Below are 15842 nucleotides of genomic sequence, written 5' to 3'. Positions count from 1 at the left end.
AATTCAAAGATAAACTGTTTAATCTCACACGAATGGCTCAAGTGGCAGTATGTATTGAAATGAGATTGTAGAGTTATGAAAGTTTAAATTAAGGGCTCGACATCTATAGACAATTTTGTAGTTCGTAGGTACGTTAAATATCTTTAGAGAGAAACGTTAAACTTAATAAATCAATTTTTCAAAAAGATCTTTTGAGAATCGTAGCATTTGTATCGCCTATGCTATCATTAATATTTTTAGTGTAGATACAAATACTACTTTCATGACTATCGCCACCAGCTCCCATTATTCAAGCTCAATGCTGTGCTTTATTGAACAATTTGAACGATTTTGTCATTCAAAAAGTTCAATAAAGTTACATTGCCATTCGCTCCCACTATATGCACCTTTGCACAGAACTTTATCAAGAGTTAGTAAGTCTTACTGATATTCTGAATTTAAAAATAGAGCATATTTATGGCAGACATTACCCAGAGACATCTCAATACGCAGTTAGAAAGATATTGTCAGTTAAACGGGGGTATGTATAACCACGTTCATGTTTGTGCTCCAGATGAGCCCATCCCGGCAAACTTCGATATTGATACCATTATTCTACAAAAGCAGGGCAGAACGCTTGTCGCCTATTGGCATGAAAATGGTCACGTCGTGGAAAAAGCGTTGCGTAGTAAAAATACAACAAGTATTGAAAAAATGTTACCGAGCTCTGGGGTTTCTCAAAGCAGAAAATTAATTAATAAAATTATTGATAAATATGAATGTAATATTGCTCCCAATGCAAGTTTTATTGAAAGCAACGGTAATTGTAATGGCTGGTCATTTCTTTATCCATACTACGTTAGCACTGGCCGAGAACGAGAATTTAAGGCGCTCAGAAAATATATCTCAAAGTGGAAGGGGCAATATGAGTTTGAACAATTGCCAGCTGAACTGCGAGGTCAATATCAAAATGGCAATGAGGTGTTCCAGCAACTCATCAATGACTTGGTTTGGTTTCAACATTCACCTAACAAATTGCAATTATTATATGGAGGTCCTGCTAAAAGAAAATTAAGTCAAGACGATCGTAAAAAACAATATAGTATGCTTAAGTTACCGGGCATTGTCATTTCTGATATTTGTTATTATGGAGATAGAGGGGTTGGAGATCCTGCAACGATTCGTGATGAAAATGTCATTCGAGTAATGGAATTTTATGCTCAATGGCCAGATTCGTGGATTGATTTTACTATCCATATTGGAGGCGATCATACGGTGAGCGCTTATATTACGAAGGATGGGAAATTTAAATATTATGATTCTAATAATAAAGATGCCGATGTAAAAGAGCTTTCTGCTAGAGAATGCCTTGCAGCAATGAAAGCCGAGTATGTTCCTTATAATTTAGAGGTCAAGGTTAAACGAATCAATTTACATAAATTTCATGGTCCCATGGTTGCTGATGTCTTAAATGATAATTTTAAATTTAAAGAGTATGATCCAGAAACTGCTAAACTGTTATTAAAAAATGCCTTTAAGTCAAATCAAATTGAATTCGCAGAATTTCTTTTAAGAGATTATATTACGATAGAAAGAAGTGCTGAATTCATTAATAAAAATCGAATATTGACTGATATTAATGCAGAAACTGATAGACATCTGATAGATCTGCTGGTTCGCTATGGGGCTGATGTCAATCAACCTGTCTCAGATGGTGGGTGGACACCCTTACACATTGCGTGTCTGTCAGGTAATGATTCGGTAGTAAAAACATTGAGACGTCATCATGTTGATGTTAATGTTTCAGATGCATCTGGAGCAACTCCGTTGCATTATGCTGCAAAATTTGGCAATAGTAGTATGATGAAGTATCTTATTTCTCATGAAGGCAATCTGGATGTAGTCGATCGCAATGGCTTTAATTTGTTACACTATGCGGCATCAGGAAAGAATATCAAAGCAATGCGTGAGATTTTAAGTGCCGGAAAAATTGATATCAATGCGCAAGATAATCAAGGCAATACGGCTATGCATTATGCCGTTAAAATGGGCATGACGACAGAAACCGCACAACGGTTAAATCAAGTGGAAATGATTAAACTGCTTCGTCAGTATAAAGCCAGTCTGAGTATTGTGAATCACAATCATGAGAAACCAATAGATAGCGCTTCCAACCCCGCAGCAAAAGCGGCTTTGGCAGAAAGAATACTGATTAGAAGAGATGGAATGGAAAATGTAAACTTATTGAATTTGCCTCGAGTGGCGGGTGATAGAGTGCCTGTTAAAAAAAGTCGTTCATCTTCATCAGCGAGCACTTCTTATGCCTCCTCTTCGGGGCCATCGTCTCCTGCTTCAGTTGCCTCTTCCTCTGGTCCTTCTACTGGAGCTTCAGCTTCCTCCTCTTCAAGTGCGCGCAGTCGTCCCATGCTTTTAGGGAGTATCCCACCTGGTGTTGTAGCGGCTCAAAGCCAACAGTTTGAACAATCCACCAAAAAAACTGAAGAAAAACCCAAAGGTGAACAGAGTATTGCGCAATCGGAGATTAAAACCAAGGTAGCCTTTTTTGAGGAAAAAATTCGAGAACAAGCCCCGCAACCTAGCACGAGTAGGCCCAAGAAAATATAAGTTGACCGAATAACATATAGCATTTCGTCAGAAATCCTATCATTTGTTGCACTTTTGATTGAAAGTGAGCGTTCACTTACATATGATTGCCATCTCTTAACTGTGAGGTGGTGTGTGCCATGGGAAGATTTACTGACAGATTAAATTCCAATTTGATTCATAAGCATTCGGCTTACCAACGGCCATTGATGCAAACCTATTTAACCGCACCAGAATGGCGCAACGTTGAAATGGCGAAGGAATTAGGGAGGACCCTTAAAAAAGGGACACCCTTCTTTCAATTTCCCTATTTCAAGCAAATTGCTGGTTTTTGGCGAGTATTTTTTCAATCTTATCGCGTTGCTAAACGCCATCATTCCCATCGTGAAATTCTATTTTCAGAGTATATGCTCATGAATTTGTTTATTGGCTGTTCGATTACAGCAGGGCATTTAGCAAAAGGCATCACTTCATTGATTTTGTTCCCTTTTCTGCGAAACCAGAATCAAACAACATTCCAAAATGAAGTTGGCAAGGTCGTGTCAGAGTATGGTGATTTTTTGCAACATACGCCATTTTATCATTTTCCCTATTTAAGAAAATTAAAAATGTTGTGGCAGGCTTTTAAAACGTCATCCGATCGTTCGTTAATAGATTATATAACAATGCTTTTTACAACAATGGAATCTTTAACAAGACAAACGATTTCAGCCCCCATTGCTTGGTGGTATAAACAACCGCAAAATGCACCAGCAGATAAAATTCATATTTTAGTCAAAAGCAATAAAACAGTTGAGCAAATCAGAAAAGTAAATCGAGAGATAAGGGTCATTGGTAAACCCTATAAGAAAAAGAATTCAAAAAATCTATATTACCATCTTGAAGTGCCACGTTATGGTGAATTTCAAAAAATAGTTGAAAAATTTGCTACCAATCAAGTGCAAATAAAAACAATTGCAGGTCAAGAATGGGTGCAAGTGAAAGTGTCGGCATCAGATAAACAATGCGAAAAATTGAACAGCAATCAGTTTCTCTATGAATATCGAAACTATGTTGATAAAAATAAAATAGTTGAATTAGACGTTAAGACTAAGGATCTCACTAAAACAGTCAGGCAGTTAAAAAGGAATAAAATAGCCATTAAATTGATTCATGATTTTTGAGTATAAGGTATAAAACAATGAATATACTAAATAAGATTAGATATTCTTTGCCAAAAGCAGGCAAGTTATCCGAAATCCCGGCGAGCTGGATAGACAAAATATATGTAAAAAGCAACAATTCTTGGTACAAAAAACCATTGCGCGCTTTAGAAGTACGAATGCTTTTTACGTTATTTTTTCCAATATTAGCGTTGGTTGATACGGTGGGAGCAATATTGGCTGCCTGTTTTTATCGTATAGTTGGCAATCGTAAATTAGCTGCAAAAAAATATGATTTATCGATTAAAAATCTTCTGGGGTTTTTAGCTTTTCCATTAGGTATCATTAATCCTAATTTAGTTTCCTTTTATTTTATTCCTAAAAAGAATCAAGCTAATCAAGTTGTATCCGGCGGTAAGCTTTATACACAGACTGCAGTGATTGAACAGCCCAAAACCATCAAACGATTACAAAGTATAGTGAAAGAGGCCGCTAAGCAAGGACAAAAAATTTCAATTATTGGTGCAGGCAAAAGCCAAGGTCAGCAATTTATGCCCACTGATAATAATATTGCGATTGATATGAGTCGATTAAATCAAATCACCATTAATGCCGGTAAAAAAACAGCGACAGTCGATGCAGGCGCCACTTGGGGAGATTTGCAACTTAAAGCAAATCAACATCACTTGGCCGTTAAAGTGATGCAAGCTTCTAATATATTTAGCATTGGTGGTTCGATTGGTACCAATATTCATGGTTGGCATAAAGCTGGCACAGTCGCCAATACGATTAAAAGTTTAACCATCATGGATCCTTCAGGAAAAATAAAAAAGCTGACTCCCAAAGATGAATTGTTCGGTTATGTGATTGGTGGATTTGGGCAATTCGGTATTGTATTGAAAGCAGAAATAAAATTAGCTAAAAATCATTTGTTAACGGAGAAAAGTGAAACTGTCACCATTAAAGATTATGTCAATTATTTTTATCGGAACGTTAAAAATGACAAAAAGGCCAAGATGCATTTGTTTCGCTTATCATTGGATAGCCATGATTTATTAGGCGAAGGTGTGGCTGTAAACTATGTTAAAGAGGACACAACCTCGGTAGTTCCTATACCTGATTTGCAAAAAGAACCAAAGCGTGGTCAACGCTTTGAACGCATTGCAGTAAATTTTTTAAGAAATACCAAATCCTTTCGTAATTTCTATTGGCGATATGAAAAAAGAAGACTACTTAACAATCAAAATAAGTTGACTGCCAATGAAATTATGCATCCGCCGATTAATGCAATGTTTAATAATTCAGAGAGTCAAGCAGAATGGTTGCAGGAATATTTTATTCCAGGAAAAAATCTTGAAGCATTTTTACAAGAATTATCGAGCTTGTTAAAGGCTAATGATGTGCCACTGATTAATGCGACCGTAAGATATGTGGCAAAAGATAATATCACTAAAATGGGCTATGCCAATAAAGGGGATAGATTTGCAGTTGTCTTATGTTTTAATCAGTTACTAAGACCAGAAGAAATCATTAAATCAAAAAAATGGATTAGAGAAGCGACAGAGCTTAGTTTAAAGCATAAAGGAACGTTTTATTTACCCTATCAAGCGGTTGCTTCTGAGAAGCAATTTGAGCAGGGGTATCCTACTGCGCGCAAGGTGGCAGAGAAAAAAAAGAAAGTGGATCCTGAAAACCGATTCTCTAGCCGATTTGCGGAGCAATATGTCACTAAAAAAAGGAATGACCGTCATTTCTATAAAAATATATTAGCCTCTAAACAGCGAAAAGAACTGTTTGGTGGATTCTTAGAAAATATTTTACAACGTGTTGATAAAGATAAACTCTATCATCTATTAGAAGACATTCTTTCTTATGCAGATACTAAAGAACAAATCTATACAGAATTGAGAAATCGTATTGCTGAAATAAAACCTTCTATGCTGCAAACAACAAGACAGATATTCAAATCTTTAAATACGATTAAGCAAGATTTGAGTGAGCAAGCGAAAGCATTAATGAGCGATCGTAAAGATCCGATTAATGGCATGATTGAAATTGGCTATCCGGGTCGTTTTATCCGTTCGTTTAAGCGTAAACTCAATATCCAAGGTGATATTAGTGTAGTCAATACAGAAGAATCGATGACGGATTACATTCAAAGTGGTTTTCCAAGACCTTATAATCGTTTTGTGCCATTAAATGATTATCAACCATTAAGCCAAAACGATTATAAAGATAATAGCGTCGATTTGATTACCTGTTTTATTGGTCTTCATCATATTCCAACGGAAAAATTAGATGCCTTTCTCGCTTCAATTCGACGTGTATTAAGACCCGGAGGCACTTTTTTATTGGTCGATCATGATGTGACGAATGAATCCAAAAGAGATTATGCCAATTTAGCACATAGTGTCTATAATGCAGTCTATGATGTTCCGGTTGCTGAAGAAATGAATGAAATTCGTAATTTCAAATCAATGAAAGAATGGCAAACCATTTTAGCTCGGCATGGTTTAGCTAAAACCAATGCAAGACAAGGCACGATGATTCGTGAAGGCGATCCTACCGTTAATACGATGGTTCGTTTCACTAATATGAAAGAAGTTAAAGCCAAAATAAAACAGCAGGTTGAGAAAAAACAGGTTAAACCGTTATTAAATAGCTATACACTGCGTCGTTCAAGTCGGTTAGCTGGAAATACTCGTCCTATTGAGAGAACGCTATCTGTTCAGCGTCGCAATAAAGTTAAAATCTGAAAGTTAAAGTCTGTTAAAAAGGTGCCTTCCTACTCGGGGCACCTTTATGTGTATATGCCTTGTACATTCTCGAACTTTATGACGAAGTTTTTTGTCCTAGGTTTAAAATGAGGTAGCAGGTGCTTTATGACAGATTATTCTCAAACTCATCTAAATGACCAGCTCCAAAAATATTGTGAGCAAAACGCTGGCGTTTATCAACGGATTTATGTTTGCGCTAATGATGAGGATATTCCACCTAATTTTGATGTTGATACGATTATACTGAAAAGACAGAGCCTGTCTCTTGTCGCTTATTGGCACGAAGATGGCATGGTCAGAGAAAAAAAAATACTTGCTGGAAGAATTCTAGCAACGTTACCTCAATCTGGTTACATCTATGATGAAAATATAATCAATAAAATCATTCAAAAGTATAAATGTAACGCTTCCCCTAATATAAGTTTTCTTAATGGTAAGGGCAACTGTAATGGATGGTCATTTCTTTATCCTTATTATGTCAGTACAGGGAGGGAACGTGAATTTAAAGCTTTAAGAAAATATATTGCAAAATGGAAAGGAGATTATAGATTTAAACCCTTGCCCCCTGAATTAGAAAATCATTATGGGAATGGAAATGAGGTGTTTCAACAAACCATCAATGATTTGGTTTGGTTTCAGCACTCAGAAAAAACAGTGAACTCATTATATAATGAAGCTGATAAAGGAAGTCGGTTACATCAAAAAGAGAGAAAAAGGCAATTTAGTATGCTTAAGTTGCCAGGCTATGCCATTTCAGAAATTTGTGCTTATGGTGCACAAGAGAACCCATCAGATATTTCGGAGGAAAATGCGATCAGTGTGATGGAGTTTTATGCTCACTTGCCTGACGCATGGGTTGATATTTCTATTCGGATTGGCGATGAAGGGCATGCAGTTAGTGCGCATATTACGAAGGATGGTAAATTTAAATATTTTGATTCGAATAATGAAGAGGCAGATACTAAAGAATTGACCGCAAGTGAATGTTTTGCAGCGATAAGAGCTGGCTATCCTGATGAAAAAATAGTCGTCAAACGGATCAATTTATTAAAATTTCATGCTGCAGGGGCTGATGTTTCTCTGAATCCTGCTGACTTCAAGCCATATAATCCTGATACTGCTCAAATTTTATTAGTCAATGCTGTCAAAACAGGCCAAGTTGAATTTGCTGAGTTTCTTTTAAGCAGTTATATCCCCCTCGAAGCCAGAGCTGATATTATTAATCAAAACCATATCTTAATGCATATTAATGAAAATGCAGATAGACAGATGATTGAACTCCTTGTGCGCTATGGTGCGAATGTTAATCTAGTCGATCCGAAAGAAGGGAGAACACCATTACATATTGCCTGTCAAAAGAATCATGAATCGGTGATAAAAGCTTTGTTAGATCATGGCGCAAATATTAATGTTGCTGATGCTAAGGGAATAACCCCTTTACATGCGGCCGTTGGCCTATGCAATGAAAACATCATCAATGAACTTATTCTAAAAGGTGCAGATGTTAGTATAGTGGATCAGAATGGTTTAACTTTTCTGCATAAAGCTGCAAGAGCAAGAAATCTTGGAGCAGTACGTGCGCTTTTAGAAACAGGAAAAATTGATGTTAATGCTCAAGATAATAAGGGTAATACCGCTTTGCACGAAGCAGTCAAAATGGGAAATAGTAATGATGTCACAAGGAGAGTCAATCAAGCAGAAATGATCAGATTGTTATGTCAGCATCATGCTAATATCAATATAGTAGATAATGCAGGACAAAAGCCAAAAGATCTTGCTAGAAATGATACAACCAAAGTGGCATTTTCGCCCAGAAGAATGGTTAGGGCAGATGCTAAGGAAAATTTGATTAATTTAATGCCTGTTGAAAAACTGATACCAGCATCGACTAAAAAACCCCATCATTCGCCTGCTGCATCCTCGTCGGCGGCTTCTTCATCTGCTGTTCCTGAATCTCTCAAAGAAAAACGACGTGCGCCAACGCTCTTGAGAGATACTCCAAAAGGCATTGCTGCCTCTAGTCATCAACAGATTGATCAAGAGCCCAGAAGAATGGTTAGAACAGATGCTAAAACAAATTTGATTAATTTATTGCCTGTTGAAGAACCGATACCAGCATCGACTAAAAAATCTCATCATTCGTCTGCTGCATCCTCATCAGCGGCTTCTTCATCTGCTGTTTCTGAACCTGTCAAAGAAAAACGACGTGCGCCAACGCTCTTGAAAGATACTCCAGTTTCTCAAGAGAAGGTTCAAGCCTTAACAGCCCTTTTTGAAGAAAAAATCCGAGAAGCTCAACCCTCAAGAGCGCCTATTGCAAAAAAACCTAAAAGGTCGTAGTTAGCATAAAAAGATCATCTTATTGAGATGCCCCCTATAGCAGTAAACCGATATAGGGGGAAATGGTTACAAATAGCTATAACCTAACATAAATGCCAACAAGCCATAGAAACTGGTCTTTTTAAGTTTGGGAGAGCCTTTAGTTAAAATACTTAAAAAGGTTAATAAAATTAAGCTTGGGTAAGAGATATCTAACATTGGTGATAAAAAGGCCGCAATCCCTTTGAAGTCATATAAAGAGATAATAAATGAGATAGCGGTGGTTCCCAATAATATCCAGATGAATTTACTGTCAGATAATTTAAACAGGGAACACAAATACCGAGCGTAAATATTATTCAATGCTACCGCTGTCGTTAAACAAGAAAGAATCATTAATAAGCCAATCAGTATTGCTCCCTTATCACCCATTAAATGCATTGCCAGATTGGGCAGAATCAATTCGGGGGAGACGGAAAGGCTTAAGTTGGAATAATGAGCGCCTAAATAAGCAAAGCCAAAATAAATGAGTCCTAATAAAGTGGCGCCGATAATACTCGGCTTTAAGGCCGCTTTAATTAAGGTGGCATTATCAATGTGCTCACCCATTTTAGCTTGGATCTGTTTAAAGATTAAGGAAGAGAAGAAAAAGGCAGCAAATAAGTCCATGGTTTCATAGCCACGGTAAAAACCTTGTGAAAAAGCTTCAGTTGCTTTTAGTGAGGAAACCGCTACTTCTGGCGGAGCATAATAGACGCCTAAACCAAATAAAATCGCTAAAGTGATTAATAGTAAAGGGCCAATCCATTTACCTAGAAATGAAATAATCCAGCGATCTCTTAAACAAATGATAAAGCAAATCGTGCAAAAGAGGAGACTAAAACCCCATAATGGTAAATCAGGTAGTAAGGTGTTGATGCCCCCATGCGCAACGGTAATACAGCGTGGGACAACCCCAAATGCGCCAAGAAGCGATAAGGTGAATAAGGGTAAAGCCACTCGAGCTACGCTACCTGCTTGGCCAAAGAAATCTTCAAAACTACCACGATGCAGCTTGATGACGAATAAGCCTAGAAACGGCAATACGATACCCGTACAAAGTAATCCTAAAAAGCCAAATAGCCATTGATCAGAAGAATTTTGACCAAGTACCAAAGGAAATATTAAATTTCCTGAGCCAAAAAACATTTTGAATATTGCAAAACCGTAAATTAAGGTCATCAAATGGCGTTGCATACAGCACCCTTATTATTTCTGAAGCTTTCATTTAGCGTTGTGTGTAATGTTGTTTGCGAGAGTCTGTAAGATGATTATGCCCGGCAGGGCACAACAGAATGGCGAATAAGATGACTTTGTTCTAGAAGAACGAAGAAAGATTGAAAGTGTAAACAATAACCACTCATATATCGATCCTATTTAAACTTCTAAGAAACTAACATGGATCGGTTAGTAGATCAATTTTTATGGACAAAGCCTGCTCATTAGTTGATAAACTGACATTAAAAGGTGTAAGTAATCCCTGGGCTCTTTATGAACGCCTTCAAAAACCTTCAATATAAATAGAATAAATAAACCCTTTATATGCCTTTTACTTTGTAAGTTTGAAAACTATTTATAGTTGTATTTCCTAAATGCATAAGGTTGTCTGCAAGATTTTATCTACTGCAAATTCTCTGCTAGACTCGTAAAGACTGAATATATCAACTATCTGTAAATAACAAGTTGCCGTATTTCATTATCAACCTCAAAGGAGTGAACATGCGTAAAACACTATTTGCCTTACCTTTACTAACCATGTTGGGTGCTGCTAATGCGGCAGATGGGCATTTTGATGGATACTATCTTGGTGCGAATCTAGGTGCGACCGTATGGAATACATTTTGGGTTGACCGAGATGCTTGGGTAGATAATTTTGGAACCGATTGGGCGCTAGGTACAGTTGCCAATAAATCAGATGATTTTAGTGGCGGTTTGCAAGTTGGTTATAATTACCGTTGCAACAGTTCTGTGTTTGGTGTTGAACTCGATTGGACTTGGGTTGATAACTCAAATGACAAAACTTATACACCTACTGCTGGGCCTGGCACCATATTGAGCTTGAGTAATGAATTGAAATGGTACGGCAGCGTCCGTGGTAAGGCAGGTATCGTTGCTGATCATTTGCTGCTTTATGTCACCGGTGGTGCGGCATTTGCTCGATTAAATCATGACTGGCTCGTAACCGCTCCAGGTGAAGTTGAGCTGGGTGGTAATAGTGGTACGAGATGGGGATATGTTTCTGGTGTAGGTGGCGAATTGGCGCTCTCTTGCAAATGGAGTGTGAAAGTAGAAGGGTTATTCTTCGATTTCCCAGAAAGAACCACTTCATTCCATAGTCTTGCAGGGGATCAAGGCGTTCATTTTGATAACCAGAACTCATTTTGGACCGGTCGTATTGGTGTGAATTACAGCTTCTAAGTGTTGTAATTTTTGCCAAATTGCCGTGGGTAAACCACGGCAATTTGGATAAATGCTTAAAATAATATTGCAATAACCCCTCATGAATAATCAATCGCTTGATCCTCTGCTTCAGAAAATAGTCGAGTATTTAAAAACACAATACGATTGTCACACGATTATTCTCTATGGCTCACGTGCTCGAGGAGATGCGACCATTGCCAGTGATTACGATATGCTTGCAATTCGTGATGAAGGCCAGATGGAAAGAGAAGGGCGGCAGTTTGAGGGTGCTTTTCTAGATGGCTTTATTTATTCCATAGATGAGATCCAAAATCCAAGTGATTTTTTAAGAATTAAAGATGGATTGGTGCTTTGCCAAAAAGCAACGATAGGCGATGATCTGATTAATCAGGTTAAGGTTATTTTTAATCAAGGACCCGCTCCTAAGCCAGATTGGGAAAAACAAGTTATCACCACTTGGGGGCAAAAAATGCTGCAAAGAGCTCATATTGGTGATATTGAAGGAAATTTTCGTGCGCATTGGTTATTATATGATTTGCTTGAAAGCTACTTTCATTTACGGGATAAATGGTATTTAGGGCCTAAAGAGGCTTTCCAATGGTTAAAAACGCATGATATTGCGACTTATTCTTTATTTGAAAAAGCACTGAATCAGGGTATCCATTTCGAGCATCTTAAAGCATTAACAGAGAGCGTCAATTCAATTCCCCACAAGACCCAGCAAATGATGGCTAAAACGCTATCAATTCAAATGATAGCGCCAACGCTTGCTGAAACGTATTGTCGAGAATTAAGTGCAAACTTGCCGGAATGGTTTGGGATCCCCGAAGCTAATGAACGTTATGCTAAAGGCTGTATTGAGCGTACCACCTTTGCTGCAGAGCTAGATGGGCATATCAAAGGCATAATTGTACTGGAATTTCCATTTCCACATAATGCTAATATTTATTGGATGGCTGTTAGTAGAGAAAACCAAGGAAAAAATATTGGAATGCAATTGTTTGGTGCGGCCGAACAATATTGTGAAGAGCATGGATATCAATCTATGACGGTTGAGACATTGAGCCCAAAACAACAAGATACCTATTATCTCAAAACATATCATTTCTATGAAAAATGTGGGTTTAAACCTCTATTTGAGCTGAATCCTTATGGACCAGATCACTTAATGTGCTATATGCATAAGTCTATTTAATTACCAAATTATTTTATCCGTCTTCTTTTTAAAGGAGGAAGCTCATTTTTAGTGTGATGCTGCTTTAGATGGTTATCTGTTTTAAGCGAGCTCTGCTCTAACTTTATTCGATGATAACTTTCCGGATTTATTGCTTGAACACGTCGTTTGCCCTTTTTATCTTTCCCTAATACTTGCATAACATGTTCTGCATTTCCTCTTTCCCAAAAGAGCATCGCTTTTAATAACTCATCTTCGGTTAAAAGATTTCCTTTTTCTTCAGAGTGAATAAATACTTTTCCTTGAGCAACTGCCTCAATTTCCATGCAAGAAATGCCACCCGAACGAATAAAAGCTTCATCGGCACGTGAATAAAGTGGTGCTATCATATCAGCGTCTTGATAGGTTAGAGGAACAATTTTTAATGTTGAAGGAATTTGCCCTGATTGCTTGCCCTGTTGAATCTTATCGTTTAATTGTGCAAATAGACTGTCAGGGCCTTCATGTTTTCCACAAAAAACAAACAGATACTGTTCAGAGGGGTTATGCTGTTGAGTGTGTGCAGCAATTTCTGTGTCAACATAACTCAAGCTTGCGCTTACGGCAGCTTGTGAACCTAACATAATTGATTGAACTTTAGCGGCCGCAGGTATATTGAAACTAACGGTTTGTGATGGACTTAGGGTAGCACCAAAATCAATAACGCCATTTTCTTTGAGCATCTTTAATTCATTTTGATGAGCTACCTTAATATTGAGTGATAAATCCTTATTTTTATCAACAGGATGTTCTTTATAATGTAAAAATTCCTTTTTAATAGGGCCATCTGTAAATTCAATGACAATTAATGGGGTGCCATTTTTATCAAATAAATTGGGACATTTTTTGCGATAATAATCTAAATCAGCTTTACGTCGTTCTTCAGGCGACATTTTGGCAACTTCCGATTGGAGTAAAGGCGCATGAGGTGCTTCAAGTTCAAAATAGGGCAAATCCCATTTGTTGATTTTTTTCAATGATTGAAAGAAATGATCTGCATTGTTTGGTAGGTCAGTCATGCGCTTTCTAATTTTTATCGGCTTTTTGTCGAGTGAAAATTTAATTTCGTGGGAAAATCTTTTAAGAGCGAAAAGTCTCAGTGCAGGAATTTTTCTAAGTTCATTGTTAAATCGAACAAGTTGGTTGTGGCGTTCACAACGTTTTGGATTGGCACGAATTTGATTAAAGTGGGCTACGGCCCCTACAATTCGATGAGAATTGACTGCTTGGGTATCGATAACATGAGTGGTATTTTGATCTTTGGTGAGTTCATAAAAGGTATTATCTTCAAAATTTCTCCCAAAAAGCATTTCCGATATCCATTGCACACTTACCATCGATTTGATTTTTTTCATGTCTCCTGCTTTTTGAGCGTCATTCCAATCTTTAACGCCTTTTTTGCCAAAGTCATGACGAAATAATTGCATCCAACTTTTCTCTTTAGCATCAGGAGCGGGCAATACAAATACTTTATTAATTTTGACCTGTTTTTTCTTTACTTGTTTGGCATATTGACGCTCTGAGTCTGCTGCGGCTTCTTTGTGGCCGGCACCACCTTCTGAGGTTAAAATTAATATGGTGGGGACTTCGGTCGGGGATAAAGCGACAGTGTCAGAAACGGTATGCGGAACAATCTCAGGTGTTTGGCTTTTCCTAGCACGTGTTTTTTTCTGATGTTCTAAATATTTTTTCAATTCTTCTAATTCATGGGGCGACAGCATTGATTCTGACTTATCATCCGTTAACTGTTCTTCAAGTTCTTCTATTACTGAATCTATAGCAGATTGTAACAATTCTGGGTTTAATTGATGAATAGCATTTAAACGTTTAGAATCTTGTCCAATGCTGTTTTCAATCCTATGACGGTGATCGATATAATCTTGATATTGTTTAATTTTCTCTTTGATACTCATAGATGCTCATTATTTTCTTGTATATATACCTGAGACAGAATATGTGATTTAAAGTTCTTAAGTCTCTGCATAATCCTGAATTTTTATACTGAAAATCGTGTAAGGACACTTATGCAAAACGGTCTATCATTTGCAGCGACTAAGAGGTGGTTCATGTTCATCAATGATGTTAAGAAAATTATTTTCGTGGGTGGATTGTTGTTGGTAGTGATAACGAATAGCGAAGCTACAACCATGTTTATGATACGGAGAAACGTCTGCAAAAACAAAAATTAGCACCGCAATTTGATATATCAGAATGGGTTATTGAAGCAGGCCCTAAATATTTTGATGATGCAGTCACTAAAGTGGAAAAATCAGTAGAGGTTGCTACGGCAGTGATAAAAAGTCGGAATAAGGAACCTTACGTTAAACGCCTTAAGGATTGATATGTTCATGAGCTTTTTGCATTTTGCCCTTTAAATGGGGCGGCACGATGACTTCGAGCAGATTGATCGTTTGCGTATGATTATGATGTTTTGCCATTCGATAGGCGGCATAATTATTGGCAGAAATAGCCGTAATTCTCTCGCTGGCTGGAATATATGACCATATTAACTCAACGACGTGTTCAAATCCTCTATCAGCAGCATAAGTAAGAAGATTGAAATCTTCGTGACTGAGGATTTTAATTTGTTGTTCAGGCGTTAACCACTCTAACAATCGTTTAACGATATTGGCATGTCCATATTCAATGGCTTCAAGCATGCATTGAGGGAAATGGGAGTTCATCAGCCCTTTTTGTACTCTGGTATCGTATAAACCCCAGATGAATTTTAGAATATTCAGATTGCCATATTGACAGCTAGCTTGAAGCGGAGAGAGTAAATTTATTTGAAAATCATTCGTTAACTCTACTTTTTCTGTCATGAGTAGTAAGTGTTGGTGTGTTTTAGGAACAATTTTTAAGATACGTTTTAATTCAGTCGTATTTTGATAGCAAGCCTGATTAAATATGAGGGTAATGACGTTTTGTAGCTTAGAGTGCCATACGAGTTCCAGAAATTCATCTGAAGTTTGAATGATTTGTAAACAATCTTTATGCAGTTGTTCTTCAGACAATATTCTCTCTACGACATCCCAATGTTGATTTTGTAAGGCTATTTTAAAGCCTTCAAACTCTCTTGCTTGAAATGCGGATAAAGCGTTTTGATTGAGATGATTGAGAAAATCATCAATCATATCGAGGCGACCATATTCAGCTGCCATATGTAAGTATAGATAATGATCAGTCGTGATGAATTTTTCTTTATCTTGCTCAGAAAGCGAAGCCCACATTTGGCTAAATTGTACAACATTACCTTCTTCAAGGTTTTTAGCAAATGCTTGAGGAGATAATTTGTTCAACATAGATTGAATGTATTTAAAAATACTGGGGGACATGTTTCGCCCTATT

9 protein-coding genes are annotated in these 15842 nt (G+C 37.3%); 6 read left to right on the top strand and 3 right to left on the bottom strand.

Translation table 11 applies throughout. The features are described from left to right. The first annotated feature begins 456 nt into the window (after positions 1 to 456). From HT99x_RS10660 to HT99x_RS10645, 4 genes are all read left to right on the top strand, one after another. Positions 457 to 2604, top strand: coding sequence for an ankyrin repeat domain-containing protein (locus HT99x_RS10660; RefSeq protein ID WP_075064929.1), 2148 nt, complete (start codon positions 457 to 459; stop codon positions 2602 to 2604). Between the two features lie 119 nt (positions 2605 to 2723). After that, the gene (locus HT99x_RS10655; protein ID WP_075064930.1) at positions 2724 to 3746 is read left to right on the top strand and encodes a hypothetical protein; all 1023 of its coding nucleotides are present in this window, start codon (positions 2724 to 2726) and stop codon (positions 3744 to 3746) included. 17 nt (positions 3747 to 3763) lie between these two features. Next, positions 3764 to 6481 carry an FAD-binding protein gene (locus tag HT99x_RS10650; RefSeq protein WP_075064931.1) on the top strand — a complete coding sequence of 906 codons (2718 nt, stop codon included), beginning with the start codon at positions 3764 to 3766 and terminating at the stop codon, positions 6479 to 6481. A gap of 126 nt (positions 6482 to 6607) precedes the next feature. Next, the gene (locus tag HT99x_RS10645; RefSeq protein ID WP_075064932.1) at positions 6608 to 8842 is read left to right on the top strand and encodes an ankyrin repeat domain-containing protein; all 2235 of its coding nucleotides are present in this window, start codon (positions 6608 to 6610) and stop codon (positions 8840 to 8842) included. A 66-nt stretch (positions 8843 to 8908) separates the two neighbouring features. On the opposite strand, the gene HT99x_RS10640 is transcribed toward HT99x_RS10645, so the two are convergent. Then, positions 8909 to 10057 (bottom strand): branched-chain amino acid transport system II carrier protein, encoded by a 1149-nt coding sequence (locus tag HT99x_RS10640; protein WP_075064933.1) that lies wholly within the window; start codon positions 10055 to 10057, stop codon positions 8909 to 8911. Positions 10058 to 10579: 522 nt separating this feature from the next. Between HT99x_RS10640 and HT99x_RS10635 the strand changes: the two genes are divergently transcribed. Then, entirely contained in the window at positions 10580 to 11278 is a 699-nt protein-coding gene (locus tag HT99x_RS10635; RefSeq protein ID WP_075064934.1) for an outer membrane protein, read from the top strand. Positions 11279 to 11360: 82 nt separating this feature from the next. Further along, positions 11361 to 12476 (top strand): GNAT family N-acetyltransferase, encoded by a 1116-nt coding sequence (locus HT99x_RS10630; protein WP_075064935.1) that lies wholly within the window; start codon positions 11361 to 11363, stop codon positions 12474 to 12476. Between the two features lie 8 nt (positions 12477 to 12484). On the opposite strand, the gene HT99x_RS10625 is transcribed toward HT99x_RS10630, so the two are convergent. Then, on the bottom strand, positions 12485 to 14407 hold the full coding sequence (locus HT99x_RS10625; protein ID WP_075064936.1) for a hypothetical protein: 1923 nt from the start codon (positions 14405 to 14407) through the stop codon (positions 12485 to 12487). Positions 14408 to 14824: 417 nt separating this feature from the next. Then, positions 14825 to 15829 carry an ankyrin repeat domain-containing protein gene (locus HT99x_RS10620; protein WP_075064937.1) on the bottom strand — a complete coding sequence of 335 codons (1005 nt, stop codon included), beginning with the start codon at positions 15827 to 15829 and terminating at the stop codon, positions 14825 to 14827. Positions 15830 to 15842 lie beyond the last annotated feature (13 nt).

This window comes from Candidatus Berkiella aquae (assembly GCF_001431295.2).
Taxonomy (GTDB): domain Bacteria; phylum Pseudomonadota; class Gammaproteobacteria; order Berkiellales; family Berkiellaceae; genus Berkiella; species Berkiella aquae.
This window is presented reverse-complemented; position numbering and strand designations above follow the sequence as displayed.

Coding starts and splice junctions, on each gene's coding strand:
- HT99x_RS10650 (WP_075064931.1), top strand. CDS start 3,764: ATGAATATACTAAATAAGATTAGATATTCTTTGCCAAAAGCAGGCAAG.
- HT99x_RS10645 (WP_075064932.1), top strand. CDS start 6,608: ATGACAGATTATTCTCAAACTCATCTAAATGACCAGCTCCAAAAATAT.
- HT99x_RS10655 (WP_075064930.1), top strand. CDS start 2,724: ATGGGAAGATTTACTGACAGATTAAATTCCAATTTGATTCATAAGCAT.
- HT99x_RS10625 (WP_075064936.1), bottom strand. CDS start 14,407: ATGAGTATCAAAGAGAAAATTAAACAATATCAAGATTATATCGATCAC.
- HT99x_RS10660 (WP_075064929.1), top strand. CDS start 457: ATGGCAGACATTACCCAGAGACATCTCAATACGCAGTTAGAAAGATAT.
- HT99x_RS10635 (WP_075064934.1), top strand. CDS start 10,580: ATGCGTAAAACACTATTTGCCTTACCTTTACTAACCATGTTGGGTGCT.
- HT99x_RS10630 (WP_075064935.1), top strand. CDS start 11,361: ATGAATAATCAATCGCTTGATCCTCTGCTTCAGAAAATAGTCGAGTAT.
- HT99x_RS10620 (WP_075064937.1), bottom strand. CDS start 15,829: ATGTCCCCCAGTATTTTTAAATACATTCAATCTATGTTGAACAAATTA.
- HT99x_RS10640 (WP_075064933.1), bottom strand. CDS start 10,057: ATGCAACGCCATTTGATGACCTTAATTTACGGTTTTGCAATATTCAAA.